The sequence below is a fragment of the Lentzea sp. NPDC051838 genome, assembly GCF_040681245.1.
Taxonomy (GTDB): Bacteria; Actinomycetota; Actinomycetes; order Mycobacteriales; family Pseudonocardiaceae; genus Lentzea.
The window spans coordinates 906,492-922,457 of record NZ_JBFAYI010000001.1 but is presented as its reverse complement, the minus strand read 5'-3'; the positions used below and the strand labels follow the sequence as shown (position 1 = coordinate 922,457).

At 69.9% G+C, this 15,966-nt stretch carries 23 protein-coding genes and 1 pseudogene; 12 read left to right on the top strand and 12 right to left on the bottom strand.

The window, feature by feature from the left end; translation table 11 throughout:
* Positions 1-65 precede the first annotated feature (65 nt).
* From AB0M24_RS04145 to AB0M24_RS04125, 5 genes are all read left to right on the top strand, one after another.
* Positions 66-620, top strand: a complete 555-nt coding sequence (locus tag AB0M24_RS04145; protein ID WP_363760789.1) for a helix-turn-helix domain-containing protein — start codon at positions 66-68, stop codon at positions 618-620.
* Positions 621-678: 58 nt separating this feature from the next.
* Positions 679-1,167 carry a hypothetical protein gene (locus tag AB0M24_RS04140; RefSeq protein ID WP_363760786.1) on the top strand — a complete coding sequence of 163 codons (489 nt, stop codon included), beginning with the start codon at positions 679-681 and terminating at the stop codon, positions 1,165-1,167.
* 20 nt (positions 1,168-1,187) lie between these two features.
* Positions 1,188-1,736 carry an SMI1/KNR4 family protein gene (locus AB0M24_RS04135; RefSeq protein ID WP_363760783.1) on the top strand — a complete coding sequence of 183 codons (549 nt, stop codon included), beginning with the start codon at positions 1,188-1,190 and terminating at the stop codon, positions 1,734-1,736.
* Between the two features lie 31 nt (positions 1,737-1,767).
* Positions 1,768-2,244: a hypothetical protein gene (locus tag AB0M24_RS04130; RefSeq protein WP_363760780.1), complete on the top strand. Its 477-nt coding sequence runs from the start codon at positions 1,768-1,770 to the stop codon at positions 2,242-2,244.
* A gap of 81 nt (positions 2,245-2,325) precedes the next feature.
* Complete coding sequence (locus AB0M24_RS04125; RefSeq protein ID WP_363760777.1) at positions 2,326-3,090, top strand: alpha/beta hydrolase; 765 nt, start codon at positions 2,326-2,328, stop codon at positions 3,088-3,090.
* Here AB0M24_RS04125 and AB0M24_RS04120 read toward each other — a convergent pair.
* From AB0M24_RS04120 to AB0M24_RS04100, 5 genes are all read right to left on the bottom strand, one after another.
* Positions 3,087-3,620: a TetR/AcrR family transcriptional regulator gene (locus AB0M24_RS04120; protein ID WP_363760774.1), complete on the bottom strand. Its 534-nt coding sequence runs from the start codon at positions 3,618-3,620 to the stop codon at positions 3,087-3,089. The genes AB0M24_RS04125 and AB0M24_RS04120 overlap by 4 nt on opposite strands.
* Before the next feature lie 10 nt (positions 3,621-3,630).
* On the bottom strand, positions 3,631-4,710 hold the full coding sequence (locus AB0M24_RS04115; RefSeq protein ID WP_363760771.1) for an agmatine deiminase family protein: 1,080 nt from the start codon (positions 4,708-4,710) through the stop codon (positions 3,631-3,633).
* Positions 4,711-4,777: 67 nt separating this feature from the next.
* Positions 4,778-5,191, bottom strand: coding sequence for a hypothetical protein (locus tag AB0M24_RS04110; RefSeq protein WP_363760768.1), 414 nt, complete (start codon positions 5,189-5,191; stop codon positions 4,778-4,780).
* A 45-nt stretch (positions 5,192-5,236) separates the two neighbouring features.
* Positions 5,237-6,025 (bottom strand): pentapeptide repeat-containing protein, encoded by a 789-nt coding sequence (locus tag AB0M24_RS04105; protein ID WP_363760765.1) that lies wholly within the window; start codon positions 6,023-6,025, stop codon positions 5,237-5,239.
* A gap of 6 nt (positions 6,026-6,031) precedes the next feature.
* Positions 6,032-6,436, bottom strand: coding sequence for a helix-turn-helix domain-containing protein (locus AB0M24_RS04100; RefSeq protein ID WP_363760762.1), 405 nt, complete (start codon positions 6,434-6,436; stop codon positions 6,032-6,034).
* A 48-nt stretch (positions 6,437-6,484) separates the two neighbouring features.
* Between AB0M24_RS04100 and AB0M24_RS04095 the strand changes: the two are divergent.
* Together AB0M24_RS04095 and AB0M24_RS04090 are read left to right on the top strand one after the other, a co-directional pair.
* Positions 6,485-6,769: pseudogene (locus tag AB0M24_RS04095) on the top strand (peptide deformylase); the annotation flags it as partial.
* A 73-nt stretch (positions 6,770-6,842) separates the two neighbouring features.
* The gene (locus AB0M24_RS04090; RefSeq protein ID WP_363760759.1) at positions 6,843-7,064 is read left to right on the top strand and encodes a peptide deformylase; all 222 of its coding nucleotides are present in this window, start codon (positions 6,843-6,845) and stop codon (positions 7,062-7,064) included.
* Here the strand turns inward: AB0M24_RS04090 and AB0M24_RS04085 are convergent.
* Positions 7,004-8,200 carry a hypothetical protein gene (locus AB0M24_RS04085; protein WP_363760756.1) on the bottom strand — a complete coding sequence of 399 codons (1,197 nt, stop codon included), beginning with the start codon at positions 8,198-8,200 and terminating at the stop codon, positions 7,004-7,006. The two genes, AB0M24_RS04090 and AB0M24_RS04085, sit on opposite strands and share 61 nt — an antisense overlap.
* A gap of 291 nt (positions 8,201-8,491) precedes the next feature.
* Between AB0M24_RS04085 and AB0M24_RS04080 the strand changes: the two genes are divergently transcribed.
* Positions 8,492-9,070: a hypothetical protein gene (locus AB0M24_RS04080; RefSeq protein ID WP_363760753.1), complete on the top strand. Its 579-nt coding sequence runs from the start codon at positions 8,492-8,494 to the stop codon at positions 9,068-9,070.
* On the opposite strand, the gene AB0M24_RS04075 is transcribed toward AB0M24_RS04080, so the two are convergent.
* The 5 genes from AB0M24_RS04075 to AB0M24_RS04055 form a co-directional block, all read right to left on the bottom strand.
* Positions 9,067-9,489, bottom strand: coding sequence for a hypothetical protein (locus AB0M24_RS04075; RefSeq protein ID WP_363760750.1), 423 nt, complete (start codon positions 9,487-9,489; stop codon positions 9,067-9,069). The two genes, AB0M24_RS04080 and AB0M24_RS04075, sit on opposite strands and share 4 nt — an antisense overlap.
* Positions 9,486-10,925 carry a peptidoglycan-binding domain-containing protein gene (locus tag AB0M24_RS04070; protein WP_363760747.1) on the bottom strand — a complete coding sequence of 480 codons (1,440 nt, stop codon included), beginning with the start codon at positions 10,923-10,925 and terminating at the stop codon, positions 9,486-9,488. Before AB0M24_RS04070 ends, AB0M24_RS04075 begins: the two co-directional genes overlap by 4 nt.
* A gap of 80 nt (positions 10,926-11,005) precedes the next feature.
* Positions 11,006-11,743: a M15 family metallopeptidase gene (locus tag AB0M24_RS04065; RefSeq protein ID WP_363760745.1), complete on the bottom strand. Its 738-nt coding sequence runs from the start codon at positions 11,741-11,743 to the stop codon at positions 11,006-11,008.
* 5 nt (positions 11,744-11,748) lie between these two features.
* On the bottom strand, positions 11,749-12,675 hold the full coding sequence (locus AB0M24_RS04060; protein WP_363760742.1) for a hypothetical protein: 927 nt from the start codon (positions 12,673-12,675) through the stop codon (positions 11,749-11,751).
* Between the two features lie 50 nt (positions 12,676-12,725).
* Positions 12,726-13,292 carry a WHG domain-containing protein gene (locus AB0M24_RS04055; protein WP_363760739.1) on the bottom strand — a complete coding sequence of 189 codons (567 nt, stop codon included), beginning with the start codon at positions 13,290-13,292 and terminating at the stop codon, positions 12,726-12,728.
* A gap of 66 nt (positions 13,293-13,358) precedes the next feature.
* Between AB0M24_RS04055 and AB0M24_RS04050 the strand changes: the two genes are divergently transcribed.
* Together AB0M24_RS04050 and AB0M24_RS04045 are read left to right on the top strand one after the other, a co-directional pair.
* Positions 13,359-13,850, top strand: a complete 492-nt coding sequence (locus tag AB0M24_RS04050; RefSeq protein ID WP_363760736.1) for an FBP domain-containing protein — start codon at positions 13,359-13,361, stop codon at positions 13,848-13,850.
* A 9-nt stretch (positions 13,851-13,859) separates the two neighbouring features.
* Positions 13,860-14,636: a DUF6183 family protein gene (locus AB0M24_RS04045; RefSeq protein WP_363760733.1), complete on the top strand. Its 777-nt coding sequence runs from the start codon at positions 13,860-13,862 to the stop codon at positions 14,634-14,636.
* Between the two features lie 4 nt (positions 14,637-14,640).
* Here the strand turns inward: AB0M24_RS04045 and AB0M24_RS04040 are convergent, their stop codons facing one another.
* Positions 14,641-14,817: a hypothetical protein gene (locus AB0M24_RS04040; RefSeq protein ID WP_363760730.1), complete on the bottom strand. Its 177-nt coding sequence runs from the start codon at positions 14,815-14,817 to the stop codon at positions 14,641-14,643.
* A 159-nt stretch (positions 14,818-14,976) separates the two neighbouring features.
* Here AB0M24_RS04040 and AB0M24_RS04035 point away from each other — a divergent pair, with 159 nt between their 5' ends.
* Positions 14,977-15,531, top strand: coding sequence for a sigma-70 family RNA polymerase sigma factor (locus tag AB0M24_RS04035; RefSeq protein WP_363760727.1), 555 nt, complete (start codon positions 14,977-14,979; stop codon positions 15,529-15,531).
* On the top strand, positions 15,528-15,935 hold the full coding sequence (locus AB0M24_RS04030; protein WP_363760724.1) for a hypothetical protein: 408 nt from the start codon (positions 15,528-15,530) through the stop codon (positions 15,933-15,935). The genes AB0M24_RS04035 and AB0M24_RS04030 overlap by 4 nt, the downstream gene beginning before the upstream one ends.
* Positions 15,936-15,966 lie beyond the last annotated feature (31 nt).

Here is a 15,966-nt window from a genome sequence, read left to right as displayed (position 1 = left end):
GGTCGGTAAGCCCCTGGCGGCGAGGCTACACCCGTTCTTACCGACTGTTAAGTAAGATTCGGTGGGTGGCCAGACCGTCCGACACCAAGCAGCGCATCCTGCAGACCGCGCGAGAGCTGTTCGCCATCAAAGGCGTGCAGCAGACGAGCCTGCAGGAGATCGCCGACCGCCTCGGCATCACCAAACCCGCGCTCTACTACCACTTCGCCTCGCGTGAGGACCTGGTCCGCAGCATCGTCACCCCGCTGCTCGAGGACGGCGAGCAGTTCATGGTCCGCATGGAGGAACGTGCGGACGTGCCACTGCGCGAGCTCCTCGAGGGGTTCTTCGACTTCAACCACCGCCACCGCGCCGGCATCCTGCTGCTGCTCACCGAGATGACCACGCTCGCCGAGCTGGGCCTGGTCGACATGGTGCTCGCGTGGCGTGCCCGCCTGACCCGCCTGGTGTTCGGGCCGGAACCGACGCTGGAGCAGGAGGCACGCGCGGTGCTGGCGTTCGGCGGCATGCAGGACTGCACCATGCAGTTCCCCGACGCCCCGGTCGACGAGCTGCGCGCCGCGACCGTCACCGCCGCTCTCGCCGCGCTGGGGCTGAAGGGCACGGAAACCGGGGCCTGAGTGCCGATCGCGCGCACGACTTGATCAGTCCGCCCGTGGCTCTGCGAGGGTGGTGCGCATGACGACGCAGCTGCCGACGACCTCCGACGTGCCGGTGATCCGCACCGACTTCTCCGACCAGCAGGCCTGGGAAGAGGTCAAAGCCGGGATCAGCTGGGTGACGCCGGACGAGTTCGAGGCCTGCGTGAGCTTCGTCGACGACCCGGTGTTCGCGGGCAAGACGGCCACCGACCTGCTGGAGGCCGGCCCGGACCGCAACACCCACGCGCTGATGCTCGTGGTCGACGAGATCACCATCCGGTCCCCGGAACACCCGATCCTCGTCGTCGATCTCGGCTCCGAGCCCTCCCCGGCCCACGACTGGCCGGGCGAACCCGCCGGCCGGTCGTTCCGCGCCCTCCCGCACACCATCCAGGAGATCGAGAACAACCTCTCGATCGCCAACATGGACTGGGAGGAGTTCGCCGAGGGCATCGACTCCGACGGGGTGCGGCGCGAGCACATGATCTACGGCCGCGTCGAGGACCTGGACTCCTACGAGGACTGACGAAACCTAAGATCATGTGCGTGAGTGACGCTCTTGCGCGGCTGCGGGAAATCCTGGCCGAGTTCCCCGCCGGTATGGCCTACCCGATGTCCGAGCTCGTGTACGACCCGTCCGGCCACGACTTCGACTGGACAGCCATCGAGGCGAGCGCCGGAATCGGGCTTCCGGCGGACTACAAGCGCCTCGCCGACGGCTTCGGGGACCCCGTCTTCAGCGGGCTCTTCCTCGTCCCCCCGGACGGCTTCCGCGCGAAACACGACCTGCACGCCGGCTACCTGCGCGACTGGTTCGCCCGTTACCCCGAGAACGTGCGGCCGATCCACCCCGACCCCGGCGGCCTGCTGCTGTGCGCGTTCACCGAGGGGCGCGACGTCCTGTGGTGGGACACCACCGACCCGGACCCCGACCGCTGGACGATCGTCTGGGACGTCGAGTTCAGGGGGCACACCTACGCGGGCACGGTGACCGAGCTGCTCGTCGAGGAGTTCACCGGCACCCTTCACTCGCGGCTGACCGGCGTGACACTCGGCGACCCCGACCCCGACCTCGACGACGAAGACGAGGACTGACGCCGTTCGGCCTCTGCCGATCAACGCGCACATGAGCGAGCATCACCCGGTGCCCCTCCGCCGCGCCTGGGTGCTGCCGCTCACACCGGTCCTCGCCGTGCTGCTGATCGCCGCCGCGCTGATCCCGGTCACCACCACCGGCGCCGACGAACGCCCGTGGCTGTTCGGCCTCCTGATCACCGCCGCACTGCTCGCCACGACCGTCGCCACGGCCGCCGCACGCGTCACGCGCGAACCCGTGGACAGGCCGCGGATGATCGCGGCGGCGACCGGAATCCTCACTGCCGCAACACCTTTCGCGGTCAGCGGCATGCTCGGCGGACCCACTGCGGCGTTGATCGTCCTCCCGTGGCTGATCTTCGGACTGGGCGCGGCGTACTGGCAGCTGCAGCTGTGCGAGGGAGCGCGATCACGCCCGCTGCACGCCGCCATAGGATTCGGGTACACCTTCGTGTTCACCGCCGTGACGCTGCTGCTCGCAGTGGTCTCGGCACGAGTCGTCGACTAGCTGAGAACCGGCTCTCAAAAGCGGCCTCTCCGGCAGGGGACGCGGGGTAGGGTCCGGAAACCGATTCACGCGGGGAGAGAAATGCGCGCCGTCGAGATCAGACCTGGGGTCCGGATTCGCTGGGTCGAGGTTCCGGGTGCCACACCGGCGCGCGTGTACCTGCACGGCCTCGGCGCGTCGTCGGCGCCCTACTACGCCGAAGCCGTCGCGCACCCGCTGCTCGCCGGCCGCCGCAGCCTGATGATGGACATGCTCGGCTTCGGCATCAGCGACCGCCCCACCGGGTTCGCCTACTCCCTCGAAGGCCACGCCGACGCGCTCGCGGTGGCGCTGGCCAAGATCGGGCTGCGGCGCAGCGAGATCATCGGCCACAGCATGGGCGGCGCCGTCGCCATCGTGCTCGCCGCCCGCCACCCCGAGATGGTGCGCTCACTCGTGCTCGTCGACCCGCACGTCGACCCCGCCACGCCCGCTCTCGGCGCACCCGGCAGCCGGGGCATCGCCGCCTACGGTGAGGCCGACTTCCTCTCGCACGGCTTCGACCGCGTGCTGCGCGACGTCGGCCCGCACTGGGCCGCCACCATGCGCATGGCCGGCCGCGAAGCCCTCTACCGCAGCGCCGTCGACCTCGTCCGCGGCACGCACCCGACGATGCGGAAGCTGTTGCTGGAACTGGAGATCCCGCGCGTCTTCCTGCACCCCGAGGACGCCCCGCCCTCCGGCGCCCGCGAACTGACCGCGGCCGGCGTCCAGGTCGTCCCCGTCCCGCACGCCGGCCACAACATCATGATCGACAACGTCGAAGGCTTCGCCCGCGCCGTCGCCCAGCAACGCCTGTCCGTCTAGAAGGTCAGCGCGCCTTCCAGCAGCTCGCGGGCACGCCCCAGCGAGAGCGTGCCGCTGTGCCAGCGCACGCTGAGCCCCTCGACGAGCGCGGTGAGCCGCTCGGCCACCGCGTCCGCGTCCAGCTCCGGGTCGATCTCGCCGACCAGGGCCGCGACGTCGTCACGCCACGCCGAGGTGGCTTCGGCGAGCGGTTCGCGCAGCTCCTCGTGGAACACCGCGCTGGCCCGCAGCTCACCCCACGCCACGCTCGTCTCCCGCACCTGCGGCGAGTCCTGCAACTCGCCCAGCAGCATCTCTCGCAGCTGCGTGCGCGGATCACCTTCCGCCGGCTCGGTGTAGAGGCGCGCACGGTGGTTGACGTGCTCCAACGCCGCCCGCAGGATCCCCGCCCGGTCCTTGAAGTGGTAGTAGATCAACGCCGTCGACACCCCGGCCTCGGCGGCGAGCTTCTCCACCCGCAGGCCGCGCACCCCGTCCTGCGCGATCACCCGGACCGCGGCCTCCAGCATCTGCGTCCTGCGCTCCGACAAACCAGCGCCCTCACTTCGGTTCCTGTTGCGTGGTGCAGTGGATGCCACCACCACCCGCCGCGATGCCGTCGATGTCGATCTGCACCACCGTACGTCCTGGGAACAGCCGCTCCATCGTCGCCTTCGCCGCGGCGTCGGCCTGCCCGTCACCGAACTGCGGACCGATCACCGCGCCGTTGCACACGTAGAAGTTGATGTACCCGGCGGCGAAGTCCTCGCTGTTCGACCGCACCTTCGACGGCCCCTCCATCACCTCGACCCGCAGCGCTCGTCCTTGCGCGTCGGTGGCCTGCTTGAGGATCTCCAGGTGCCGCCGCGTGACGTCGTAGTCGTACGACTCGGGATCGTTGTCCAGCCCCGCCACCACCACACCGGGACCGGCGAAGCGCGCGTAGAAGTCCGTGTGCCCGTCGGTGATGTCGCGCCCGGCGATGCCCGGCAGCCAGATCACCTTCTTGATGCCCAGCAGATGTGCGAGTTCCTGCTCGACGTCCGGCTTCTTCCAGCCCCGGTTGCGGTTGCTGTTGAGCACGCAGCTCTCGGTGATGATCGCCGTGCCCTCGCCGTCGACCTCCAGCGCGCCACCCTCCAGCACCAGATCCGTGCGCACCCGCTCGGCCCCGGCCCGCCCGGCCACGAACCCCGCGACCTTCGCGTCCCGGCGATGCTCCTGCTTGTCGCCCCACCCGTTGAAGTTGAAGTCGACCGCACCGCGTTCACGCACGAACACCGGGCCGGTGTCGCGCATCCACAGGTCGTCGAGCTCCGCGGGCACCAGCTCCACACCGGGCCCGACCAGCTGCTTCGCCTGCTCCAGGTCCTGCTCGCGCACCAGCATCGACACCGGCTCGAACCGGGCGATCGTGGTCGCGATCGTCCCCAGGTCCCGGCGCACGCGCGGCAGGTCACGGCCCCAGATCCGCTCGCTGGCCGCGAACGCCATCCACGTCCGCTGGTGCGGCTCGCCCTCCTCGGGCATCAGCCACGTCTTGGCCTGGCCGGCGGTGGTGCCGCTCGGTTCGTCGGTGCAGCCGGCGAGCAGACCGCTGATGGCGGCGGTCGCCGACTGCACGAAGGTACGCCTGTTCATGCACCCCACGGTAACCCTGACTGAAATTTCAGTCAAACCGAAACCGCTGGTCAACCCGATCGAGCGATCAGCAACGGCGGCTCGAGTACGCGCTCCAGCCGTCCTCACCCAGCGACACCACGCCGAGCGCGCGCGTGCAGCGGTTGACCGTCGAGGCGGGCTTGGACCACACCTCGCGCTGGTCGAGGCGGCCGATCACCTTGCCGTGGTTGACGTTGTCGTCGGTCGTGACGGCGGTGGTGACGTGGAAGAGGTCGTGCCTGGAGGCGAACTGCTCCCACACGAACACGTAACCCCAGTTCTTGCCGCAGCCCGCGAACTGCTTGACCGACGCGGCCGTGGTGTCGTCGGCGAACTTCACGTAGGCGGTCGCGCCGATCTGCTGGGCCGACGCGCAGCCGGGAGGCGTTTCCGCGTGCGCGACACCGGGCGCGAGCAGGCCGGCCAGCGCGGCCGTGATGATCAGAAGTGCCTTCTTCATGATCGGCACTCTGGCAATCGGCGCTGACAGCGCCCTGACACTCGCTCAGCGGCGTTTGCCGGTGGGGGTGTTCCAGTGCGACGGGCGCGTCAACGTCCCCGGCAGCTTCGTCCTGGCGTTCCCGCGCGCCGCGTTGACCTGCGGCTGCGTCAGGAACAGGCACGTGCTCAGGTCCGCACCCGACAACTCGGCGCCGCGCAGGTCGGCGCCGATCATGTCCGCGTGCGACAGGTCGGCGTTCGTCAGGTCCGCGCCGATCAGATACGCACCGCGGAAGTCCGCGCTGGTCAGGTTCTTGTTCCGCAGCCGCGCGCCGATCAGGTCCGCGCCCCGGTAGGACTTCGCGCTCGATCGCAGCCGCTCGCTCGTCCGCAGCAGCAGCACGTTCACCTTCGCCCGGATCTCGGCCACGTCGAGCGCCAGGATGGCGTCCGGTTCCGCGACCGTGTGCCGTTCCACCTCAGCGAAGGCGTCGTCGAGGTCCTGGTGCGGGTCGAGCCGGCGGGCCTCCGCGAGGTACCAGAGCAGCTCGTGCAGCTGCCGCACCACGGGGAACACCGCGAACATCTTCTGCCGCTCACCGGTGCGCCAGTCGTTGCCGCGGAACACCGTCTGCGACACCCGCTGCCCGGCACCGAAGCAGTCGTACACCGTGCAGCCGGGATAACCCTTCTGCCGCAACGAGTCGTGGATCCCGCACCGGTGATCGGCCAGCAGGTTGCGGCACGGAGTCCCGGCGTCCTTGGTGGCCGCGAAGTCCGCCGACCTGGCGAACGGCAGCGCGACGCAGCACAACCCGAAACAGTTGGCGCAGTCGCCTTTCAGCTCGTCCATCGCGGATCAGCCTACTGGGTCGCCGGTGCGCAGCCGGATCTCCGCCGTGACCGCCACCGCGTCCGCCGGGCGGGTGCCCCGGTCGCGATAGCGGAAGAGCAGACGGCGGATCGACGCGCCGATCTCAGCGAGTTCGTCGGGGGTGACGTGAATGAGCGCGCTGAACTCGTCCTCGGGTTCCGCCTCGACCTCGGTCTCCCAGAGCAGCTGCCACGGACGCGCCTTGCCGCCCTGGTGCGGAGCTTCCTCGATCAGGCCCAGTTCAGCGAGCTGCCGCAGGTGAAACGAGCACAACCCCGAGCTCAGCCCCAGTCGTGCGGCCGCCTGGGTCGAGGTCAACGTGCTGTGCTCGGCCAGCAGGTCCAGCAACGCGAGGCGCACGGGGTGGTCCGGAAGCGGGCGTCGGGGCATGTGCGACACCCTACTCGTAGCTTTGCAAAGGCTGCTACTTTGCAAAGCATGTCCTCGTCTGGCACACCCCGCCGCATCACCGTCGTAGGCGAAGAGATCCTGACCCGCCGCTGCCGCGCGGCCACGTCGTTCGGCACGCCGGAGCTCACCGCGTTGATCGACGACATGTTCGCCGCCAACCACGTGGCCGAGGGCGCCGCGATCGCCGCGAACCAGGTCGGTGTCGACCTGCAGCTGTTCGTGTGGGACATGAGCGACGAGTGGGGCACCCGCCACACCGGCCACATCCTCAACCCTGTGCTCGACGACATCCCCGCTGACCAGCGGAAACTCCTGCTGGAACCGGAGGGCTGCCTGTCCGTGCCGGGCCCGTACCGCCTGGTGGCCCGGCCCCGACCGCGCCGTCGTGCGCGGCCAGGACAAGGACGGCACCCCTATCGTCGTCGAGGGCCGCGGCTACTTCGCGCGCTGCCTGCAGCACGAGACCGACCACCTGCACGGCAGGCTCTACCTCGACCGGCTCACCCACCGCGAACGCCAGTCAGCCCTGCGCGAGATGGCCGCCTCTCAGGACGAGGTCTTCGCCCGCCGCGCCGCCCGCAGCTCCTCGGCGGCCTCGTCCAGCTGACGTTCGGCCCGCTCAGCCCTGGTCAACGTCTGAGCGCGCGCGTCCTCCACCACAGCCATGGCCTGCTTGACGGTCGTGACCTGGTCGGTGACCTGCGCGAGCCGCACGTCGAACTCCGCGCGGGTGCGCTCCAGCTCCGCACGGGCGTCGGCGGCGGACTGCTCGGCGCGTTCGGCCCGCACCACAGCCACATCGCGGGCCTTCGCCGCTCGGCTGATGGTGTCGGCAGCGTCGGAACGTGCCTGGTCAGCGGCCTGCACGGCGGCTGAGGCCTCGTTCTGTGCACGCGCCACGCTGACCTCGGCCTGATCAACCCGTGTCTGGGCGTCGACGCGCGCGTGTTCGACCTGGGCCGCCGCTTCGGCGCGAGCCCGTTCAACCTCGGCCGCGGCGTCAGCGGCAGCCTCCGCGCGGGCCTGCTCGATCTCCTTCGCCGCCTGCCTGCGCGCCTGCTCGGCGTGCTTCACCGCGTCGGCCCGCGCCTGTTCCGCGGCCTCCACCGCCTCCCGCACCTTCGCGTCAGCCTCGGCCCGGATCTCCTCGATCACCGCCGCCGCCTGCACCCGCACCTCAGCGATCTCCGCCTCAGCCCGTTCGGCGGCAGCCCGCGCGGCCTCGCGAGCCTCGTCCCGCTCGGTCAACGCCGTGTCCGCCGCGTCGTCAGCTTCCTCCGCCGCCCGCACAGCCTGCTCGGTCGTCTCCTCGGCAGCCTTGCGGGCCTGCTCCGCGTCATGCCGGCGCCGCTCAGCGACCGCCACCTCGGACTGTGCCTCCGCGACCCGGCGGGCAGCCTCCGCCTCGGCGGCCTGCACCAGGCTCTCCGCGACGCTCGGATCCGCCATCGCGTTGAGCTCGCCGACAGCCCGTCCCAGCGTCTGCGTCATCTGCTCGGACAGCACCCGGAACCGGTCGAGGAGCTCTTCGGCCCTGATCTTGGCGGTACCGGAGACCCTCGGGAGATTCGTCACGGTGACGACCTCCAAGTTTTGCTCGGGGGTCTCCGCCAGCCGCTGCCGCTCCCTCCACGCCCGCCAGCGCGTGTGCTCGGGCAGGTCGCAGTACTCCGAAGGCCTGCCCGGCCCGCCACCTCGAAAAACGGGGCGCTCACAGCCGGGGAAGTTGCAGCTCGTCTCCACGGCGATATCGTAGCAGAATTACGTGTGCGGTTACGTTATCAAACGTAACGCTACCCAATTGGGAACGAAAAGTCTGACCTCCGATAAGTGAACATTATCGGCGGTCAGATATCCCGGTTGTGGACCATGGAGAATTGGTCGCACGGCCTGAGGGGGACACATGGGCATCGACTTCGACTACGACCTCTACGTGCACCAAAAGATGCCCACGGCTTCCTGACCGCGGTCGCGGAGCTGTGTGACCCGACGGAGTCACGGTGGACCAGCCTCGCCCTGCCCAACGGCACCTCGGTGACCCTGCCGTGCACCCACGGCTTCACCAGCGGCAAGACGGTGCAGCTGCCTGACCGGTCAGGCAGCACCTTCGACCTGGCCCTCCGCTTCCCCGCGGACGAGACGCTGCGGGAGGAGCGGACCGACGGCGACCGAGTCGTGATCGGCTACATCTACCTCGACATCAGCGACACCCACCCGGTCCTGCCGGACCATTGGAGGTTCGGGTTCACCCCGGCGACCAGCACGCAGAGCAAGCTGTTCCTGAGGTCACCGTCGATCCGCGAGACCTTCGCGCAGCTCGCGTTGTCGACCGGCGCGTCGCTGTGCCTGCTCGGCAACGGGCTGGGCGCTCCCGAGATCATCGTGACGGCGCTGGGACAACGCGTCTCCACCAGCGTTCCCGGACCATGCCTGCTGTGGAGACCTCGCGGCCACAACGCGGAGGCGTTCGAGGAGCTGTCGGCACGACTGGCCGGACGCACTCCGGCAACGCCGAGGTGGATCATCGGGCCGGAGCATCCGGAGTTCGCGGACGACATCGACAGCCTCGCCGACTACGCGCGGGTGCTGTCGCCTCTCTGGGCCGCGTGCTAACCGGTGCCGGCGCGGGGGAAGGCGAGGCGGACCGGATCCGAGACGACCGCGACGTTCTCGACCTGCGGAAACCGGGCCGCCACGGCCGCGGGGTCGTAGACGACGCGCAACTCGAGTTCGCCGGCGGGCCGGGTGTACCACTCGTCCAGGCGGAAGACGCTCTCGATCTCCCGCCCCGGCAACAGTGTTCGGAGGTCGTCAGCCGAATGGGGCGCGCGGTGGTACAGCCTGGCCTGTCCTCCCACGACGTCGCCGGTGAGCGGGTCGCGCAACTCGGCGTAGATCTCCCGATCGGTGCTGTCGGCGTACCCGATGGCCAGCCGCCCGGCGACGACGACCGAGGACGCACCCGTGTTGACCAGCGTGACCCGGACACGATCGTTCTCCGCGACGGCGAGCCGGAGGACCAGCGCGGTCACGGCAGCACCACAGCCGCGTAGCGGGCCCGGAGCCCGGCGTGCGCGACGCGTTGCGCGGCCGTGCCGGCATCGATGCGCTGGAAGACCTTGCGGCGTACGGCGATGAACCTGGCGCGGAACCGCCGCCTGTCCGCGACCGGCATCAACAGGAAGTTGTCGAGGCACCGGGTCGCGTCGTCGATGAAGGCGTCGTGGGTGGGGTTGACCGGGTCGAGCGGTTCCTCCGGCAGGCCGATGCTGAGGACCTCCAGCGCCTCGCCGAGGAACTCGTGCGTCGCCGCGGTGGTGATGCCCTCGCGCAGGCGGCGCACGTGCTCCAGTTCGTGGGCGATGTTGTGCACCGCGCCGGAGAACGGCAGCGTCAGCGCGTTGGGGCCGATCCGCACCCGCACCGGTTCGCTGGGCCGGAAGTCGGTGGACGCGAGCGCTGTCACCGTCGGGTCGAAGAACACGGTGAGCAGGTTTCCGTCGTCGGTCAGGTCGAAGAAGTCGACCAGCAACCGCAGCGCGGCGTTGGGGCTGCCGGCGGCGATGAGCCGTGTGTAGAAGTTCTCGGTCGTGATCGGGCCGATCTTGCCGTCGACGGCGAGGCCGGCGGTGTTCTGCGCTTCCGCGACGAACTGGATGGTCGCGACGTCCCACGCCCCGGTCACCGGTGCGCCGACCAGGCCCTGGATCGCGCGCACCGAGCGTTCGTCGGCGTATCTCGCACGGGTGAAGGCGAGCCCGGTGGTCGCCTGCGCCGCGGTGAGCCGGGTGGGCGTGGCGGCGGCCGGTCCGGCGGCGGGAGCAGGACGGGCAAGTTCGCGCTGGATCGCGTCGCGCAACGTGGTCGCGCTGGTGAAAGCCGCGTCGCCGACCGTGACGACCCGCAGCCCACCCGACTCGAAGGCGGTGGCTCCGGGCGTGAACACCGGCACCGGGATCGGACCGACCATCCGGAGACCGTCGAAGGTCGACGCCCCCGCGCTGTGCCGGACTGTCAGGACGTCGGCGCGGGTGGCGAGGTTGAAGAAGTCGAGCACCAGCTGGATGCCGTGCTCAGGGCGGCCATTGGCGAGGGTCTCCGGCACCAGGCGGTCCATCGTCGCCAGGTCGACGATGCCGTTGTCCCCCAGTCCCCTGGCCGTCTGCCGGTCCGAGATCGCCCGCACGGTGACCGGGCCGATCACCCCGTCGTGACCCGCCGTGGGCACACCGGTGATCGTCTGCAGCACCCGCACCGTGAGGCTGTCGAACAGGCCGCGATCGGCGGCGATGGCGGCCGTCGTCTCCGGAGGTGTGAGCGCCCGCCGCTGGACGGTCAACGCCCTCGCCACCGCCTGGTTGCCCGCCGAACGCTGCAGCGCGGCGAGACCGGTGACCCGAGCGCTTCCTGCCAGCGGCGGCCGGGTTCTGTGCGGTGTGCGGGAGGACTCGACGTCACGTAGCGCCATCGGCCTTGTCCTTCCTGGACCAGGCTGCGGGAACTACCAGGTTCGCACGCGAAGGCCTGCCCATGTGGGCAGACCTTCTTTCAGCGGCGGGACACCGGGAAGTCGAAGTAGGTGTCCGGGTAGGGCTCGCCGTTGAGCGTGAAGTGCCACCACTCCTCGGGCAGGTTCCGGAACCCGGCCCCGACCATCGCCGACTTCAACAGCTGCCGGTTCTCCCGCGCCTTCCCGGTGATCCGCGGGTCGTCGGTGTGCGAGAGCGTGTCGAAGCAGTCGTACCCGGTGCCCATCTCGACCGTGTTGTCCGGGAAGCGGTTCGGCGCGAAGCAGTTCACCAGCTTCTCCCCCGGCACGTACGGCCGCTGGTACCGGGCGGGCAGCTTCACGATCGTCAGGTCCAGCGTCGACCCGCGGCTGTGCCCGGACTTCTCCGCGATGTAGCCGTCCTCGAACAACCGCGTCTTGTCGACCTGCGGGTAGAACTCGGCCTTCATCCGCTGGTCCGCGAGATCCTTGGCCCACCGCACGAAGTGGTCGACCGCGCGCTGCGGCCGGTAGCAGTCGTAGACCTTGAGCGAGTAGCCCTGCGCGAGCATCTCGCGCTGAACCTTCCGCAACGCCAGCGCCGCCTGCCTGGTCAGGATGCAGAGCGGCTGCTTGTAGCCGTCGATGCGTTCGCCCACGAAGTTGTGGGCCGTGTAGTAGCGGATGTCGTGCAGGATCGTCGGCTCGACGTCGCGCAGCACCACGAACCCGCTGGTGGCCTGGGCGGGCAACGCGAACGACACGGTCAGCAGCACGGAGAGCAGCAGGGCGCGCATGGGGCTCATCCAAGCAGTGCGCCGAGCGTCGCCGCAGTGTCCAGACCGGTCAGCGGAACGGCACGCAGGTGCTCGGCCAGCGCGGACCTGGTGCGCAGCCGTGCCTCGGTGGCGGGCAGCCGTGAGACGTGGCGGGCGTATGCCTCGACAACGGGCGCGGCCGCCGGATAGCCCTCCAGGGTCGTGCCCATGCCACGGCACCACGTCATCACGTGCAGCAGCCTTCCGGTGTGGTCGACGAGTTCCTCGTCGGCGTCGTCGAAGGCGATGGCCGCGTGCAGGTGAGCCGCGGTGGCGACGTTGCCGGCGAAGTAGCCGTTGAGGATGTCGCCGTCGCAGGCGTGCCGGAGCAGCCACGGACGAGCGCGGCTCGACTTGCACAGCGCTTCGACGACGTAGACGCGGCCCCATCCGGAGGTCCGGTCACCGAGCCACAGCAACGCTTCGACACCGCTCTGCCGTCGCAGCAGCGCGTCGGCGGCGAGCGGGGCGAAGAGGTTGGACAGCAACCCGATGGTCCGGATCAGTGGCGTGTCACGGTCGTCGTGGCCGGTCTCGAGCAGAGCCAGCCCGACGACAGCGGCGTTGCGGTCGTGCGCCTTCCGCACGAGCCACTGTCCGGTTCGTCGGACGCGGGCACGTCCGGCGCGCAAGGCGGCTGCCCGGATGTGGTCGTTGGCGCGGATCGGGACGTCCAGGCGGGCCAAGGTCTCCGCGAGCTGCTCGGCTGAACCGGTGTCGGTGGCGAAGTACGCGTCGAGCACGGTGGCGACATCGGCGCCCTCGGCGCGTCGGTCCTGGTCGCGATGGTGACGTGCCCGGAAACCCTGGAAGCGGGCCTCATCCGGATACGGAGACCCGTCGAGAGGCAGAGGGCCGTCCGGGAACTGGCGGTGCAGTGCCACGGCGTGGTCGAAGAGAGATCCGCTCATGCGCGGACGCAGGACTCGATTCTGTCGATCATGGTCACGAGGTTAGCGCATCAACTGGGCCATGAGCGCAGAAGTGAGTCGAGTGCGTCGAGCGCACGGGTCCACGACGCCTCGACCCCGCGCGGATGGCTGTGGAACGCACCCGCGCGCTCCAGCGACACGTACCCGTGGAACGTGCTGTGCAGCAGCCTCACCGCGTCGGTCTGGTCGGGCTCCCACAGGTCGTAGCCGCGCAGCACCGCCCGCGTCATCTCGGCGTGCTTGCCGGCCGCGCTCAACGCCGCCGTATCGGGGTCGAGCGCCATCTGCGTCGCCGCGTACCGGCCGGGGTGCTCGTGCGCGTAGGAGCGGTAGGCGTTCGCGAACGCCACCAGCGCGTCCTTGCCGGAGCGGCCGGCCAGCTCCGAGGACACCCGGTCCGCCAGCTCGGCCAGTGCCAGCACCGCGAGCCGCACGCGCAGGTCGTGGGCGTTGCGGATGTGCGAGTAGAGCGACGCGTCCTTAACGCCGAAGCGCCGGGCGAGCGCGGACACGGTCACGTTCTCGAAGCCGACCTCGTCCGCCAGTTCCGCGGCCGCCTGCGTGAGGCGTTCAGCGGTGAGCCCCGCGCGTGCCATCCGTCACCCTTCCTAGGGTCCTTAATTATTTGCCTAGGACCTCTAGGAAGCCTAGCGTCCTGGGACGTGAAGCCGCTCAACGAACACGACATCCGCACGTCCTTCGTCAATTCCACCAAGGGCGAGGCGAAGCGCATGCACGTCCCCAAGGATCTTGCCGAACGGCAGTGGGACGACCTCGACTTCCTCGGCTGGCGCGACCCGGCCGCGCCTGATCGCGCGTACCTGGTGGTCGAGCTGGACGGACGGCTCGTCGGGATCGCGCTGCGCAGGGCGGCGCAGGCGGGGCGGGCGCGCAAGACGATGTGCGCGTGGTGCCTGACCACGCATCCTGGTGACGGGGTGTCGTTGATGACCGCGCGCAAGGCCGGGAAGTCCGGGCAGCTGGGCAACTCGGTCGGCGTCTACGTGTGCGCTGACCTGCAGTGTTCGCTGTACATGCGCGGGAAGAAGAGCGCTGGACCTGGGTCGCGGTTCAAGGAGTCGATCACGCTGGACGAGCAGGTCGAGCGGATGCTCAACGGCGTCAGCGCGTTCCTCGATCGAGTGAACTCGTAGGCTCCGCGCGTGGTTGATCACCGGCACACCGCTTCGATGCTCGCCTCGCGCGGCGCCGACCTGTCCGCGGCGCGGTCCACCGAGGAACGGGCGTGCCTCGTGCACGAGCTCGTGCTCAGGGGAACGCCTGGCCGCCCGCTCGGCGACCACCCGCTGGCCTGGCTTCCGCTGACTCGCTCTGAGCTGGAAGAACATGTCGATCTGCCGGAGTACGACGACGACGGCCACGCCCGGTTCACCCGGCCGAGGGGTCGGCAGTGCGGCTGGACGGTCATCGCCGGAGCACAGATCCCGGCCGCTCGGGAGACCGCGTGCCTCGATCACACGACGGCCGCGGTCGACGGCTGGACCAAGGGTTCCAACGGCACCATCGAGGCGAGGGGCTTCGAGTTCGACGAGCCCGTGCCCGCGGAGCTGCTCCCGAACGTGCTGCTCGGCCTGAAGCTGCAGTGCACGGACGGCGAGAAGAAGACGTTCTGGGTGGCCGAGGCGACACCGGCCGAGGTGTGGCGCGAGCTGTTCGCCGCCTCGTCACTGGGAGGCGCCTGCAACGCGGGCACGTACGGCGCTTACGGCAGGCTGGCTGCCTGGCGGTCGCTCGCCGGGCTCGTCGGGTTGGAGAACGCGGAGGCCGCGGACGTCGAAGCCCGCGTGAACGAGTGGCACTGGTATCGGTTCGACCCCGAGACCTGCTGGTTCGAGGGCGTGGACTGGGACCTCGCCGTCATCGCGTTGTCGCCGGACCGGACACGACTCACCGTGCTCGCGGCCACCGACACGGACTGAAGGATCAGAGCTCGAGCACCAGCTCGGCCGTGCACGCGCGGGCGCAGGGCCACGGGTCGCCGCACTCGGTGCAGCCGGTCGCGGCGGGCAGGTGCGTGTCGAGCACGTGCACGGCGCGGGTTCGGTAATGCTCCAGGTCAGACTCCCAGTCGTGGTGGGAGGACGCGGTCGCACTCGTCATGTTCATCAGTCCTCGGGTCGAGCTGCTGGACTTCAGCATGCACCCGAGACGCTCGTTTGTGACGCGCATTACGCCAAACAAGACCGTGTTCGTCGGAAATCAGACAACCGGGTGGTGGCGAACCCGCATCTGGGCAGGGCCGCGCGGCATCATGTCCACATGGACATCCCAGCGCTGGTGGCCGCGGCCGCGCGTGGTGACCAGTCCGCGTGGGACGCCCTGGTCAGGCAGTTCAGCGGGCTGCTGTGGTCGATCGCCCGCGCTTACCGGCTGAGCGACGCCGACGCGGCCGACGCCGTGCAGTGCACCTGGATCAAGCTGGTCGAGCACCTCGACCGCATCGCCGAGCCCGAACGGCTCGCGGGCTGGCTCTCGACCACGGCGCGGCACGAGTGTCTGCAGCTCATCCGCAGGTCAGGGCGGCTGCCGGAGCCCGCTGAGGAGATCGACGACTCCCCCGACCCGGCGCCGGCCGTCGACCACGAGCTGCTCGAAGGCGAACGCAACGCCGCGCTCTGGCACGTCTTCGACCAGCTGCCGGACCGGTGTCGGCGGCTGCTGCGCGTGCTGATGGCCTCGCCGCCACCCGCCTACGCCGATGCCGCGCTCGCCCTGGACATGCCGGTCGGCAGCATCGGGCCGATCAGGCAGCGGTGCCTCGGCAAGCTGAAAGTGCTGGTCGGAGGCAACGAGCTGCTTCGGGAGCGGTCATGAACGACGACGACTTCCTCGACGTCCTGCGCGCCGCGGCCGACGAGTTCGACCCGGTCCCGGCCGGCGTGCTCAGGGACGCGAGTGCCGCGCTCGCCCTCAGGACCCTCGACGCCGAACTGGCCGAGCTCACCGAACAGGAATCACTCGTCCGTGGACAAGACGGGCCGACGACACTCGCCTTCGAGTCCGAGCGCGTCACCGTGAGCCTGGAGATCAGCGACACGACCATCCGCGGGTTCGTCACGGGCGCGGAGGGCGAGGCGGTCGTGGAGACGCCGCGGTCACGCCGCCACGTGCCCATCGACGACGGCTGGTTCACCGCCACCGAGGTGCCGCCGGGACTGGTGCGCATCCGGGTGACGGCGCACGACGGCACGGAGGTCGTCACGCAGTGGGCCGGTTAGTGGAACGCCCTGTATTTGACGGCGATGCGGC

Excerpts from the sequence above, each read along its gene's own strand:
- AB0M24_RS04105 (WP_363760765.1), bottom strand. The coding sequence starts at position 6,025 with ATGGACGAGCTGAAAGGCGACTGCGCCAACTGTTTCGGGTTGTGCTGC.
- AB0M24_RS04125 (WP_363760777.1), top strand. The coding sequence starts at position 2,326 with ATGCGCGCCGTCGAGATCAGACCTGGGGTCCGGATTCGCTGGGTCGAG.
- AB0M24_RS04060 (WP_363760742.1), bottom strand. The coding sequence starts at position 12,675 with ATGAGCGGATCTCTCTTCGACCACGCCGTGGCACTGCACCGCCAGTTC.
- AB0M24_RS04130 (WP_363760780.1), top strand. The coding sequence starts at position 1,768 with ATGAGCGAGCATCACCCGGTGCCCCTCCGCCGCGCCTGGGTGCTGCCG.
- AB0M24_RS04040 (WP_363760730.1), bottom strand. The coding sequence starts at position 14,817 with ATGACGAGTGCGACCGCGTCCTCCCACCACGACTGGGAGTCTGACCTG.
- AB0M24_RS04030 (WP_363760724.1), top strand. The coding sequence starts at position 15,528 with ATGAACGACGACGACTTCCTCGACGTCCTGCGCGCCGCGGCCGACGAG.
- AB0M24_RS04100 (WP_363760762.1), bottom strand. The coding sequence starts at position 6,436 with ATGCCCCGACGCCCGCTTCCGGACCACCCCGTGCGCCTCGCGTTGCTG.
- AB0M24_RS04035 (WP_363760727.1), top strand. The coding sequence starts at position 14,977 with ATGGACATCCCAGCGCTGGTGGCCGCGGCCGCGCGTGGTGACCAGTCC.
- AB0M24_RS04065 (WP_363760745.1), bottom strand. The coding sequence starts at position 11,743 with ATGCGCGCCCTGCTGCTCTCCGTGCTGCTGACCGTGTCGTTCGCGTTG.
- AB0M24_RS04140 (WP_363760786.1), top strand. The coding sequence starts at position 679 with ATGACGACGCAGCTGCCGACGACCTCCGACGTGCCGGTGATCCGCACC.
- AB0M24_RS04115 (WP_363760771.1), bottom strand. The coding sequence starts at position 4,710 with ATGAACAGGCGTACCTTCGTGCAGTCGGCGACCGCCGCCATCAGCGGT.
- AB0M24_RS04070 (WP_363760747.1), bottom strand. The coding sequence starts at position 10,925 with ATGGCGCTACGTGACGTCGAGTCCTCCCGCACACCGCACAGAACCCGG.
- AB0M24_RS04110 (WP_363760768.1), bottom strand. The coding sequence starts at position 5,191 with ATGAAGAAGGCACTTCTGATCATCACGGCCGCGCTGGCCGGCCTGCTC.
- AB0M24_RS04055 (WP_363760739.1), bottom strand. The coding sequence starts at position 13,292 with ATGGCACGCGCGGGGCTCACCGCTGAACGCCTCACGCAGGCGGCCGCG.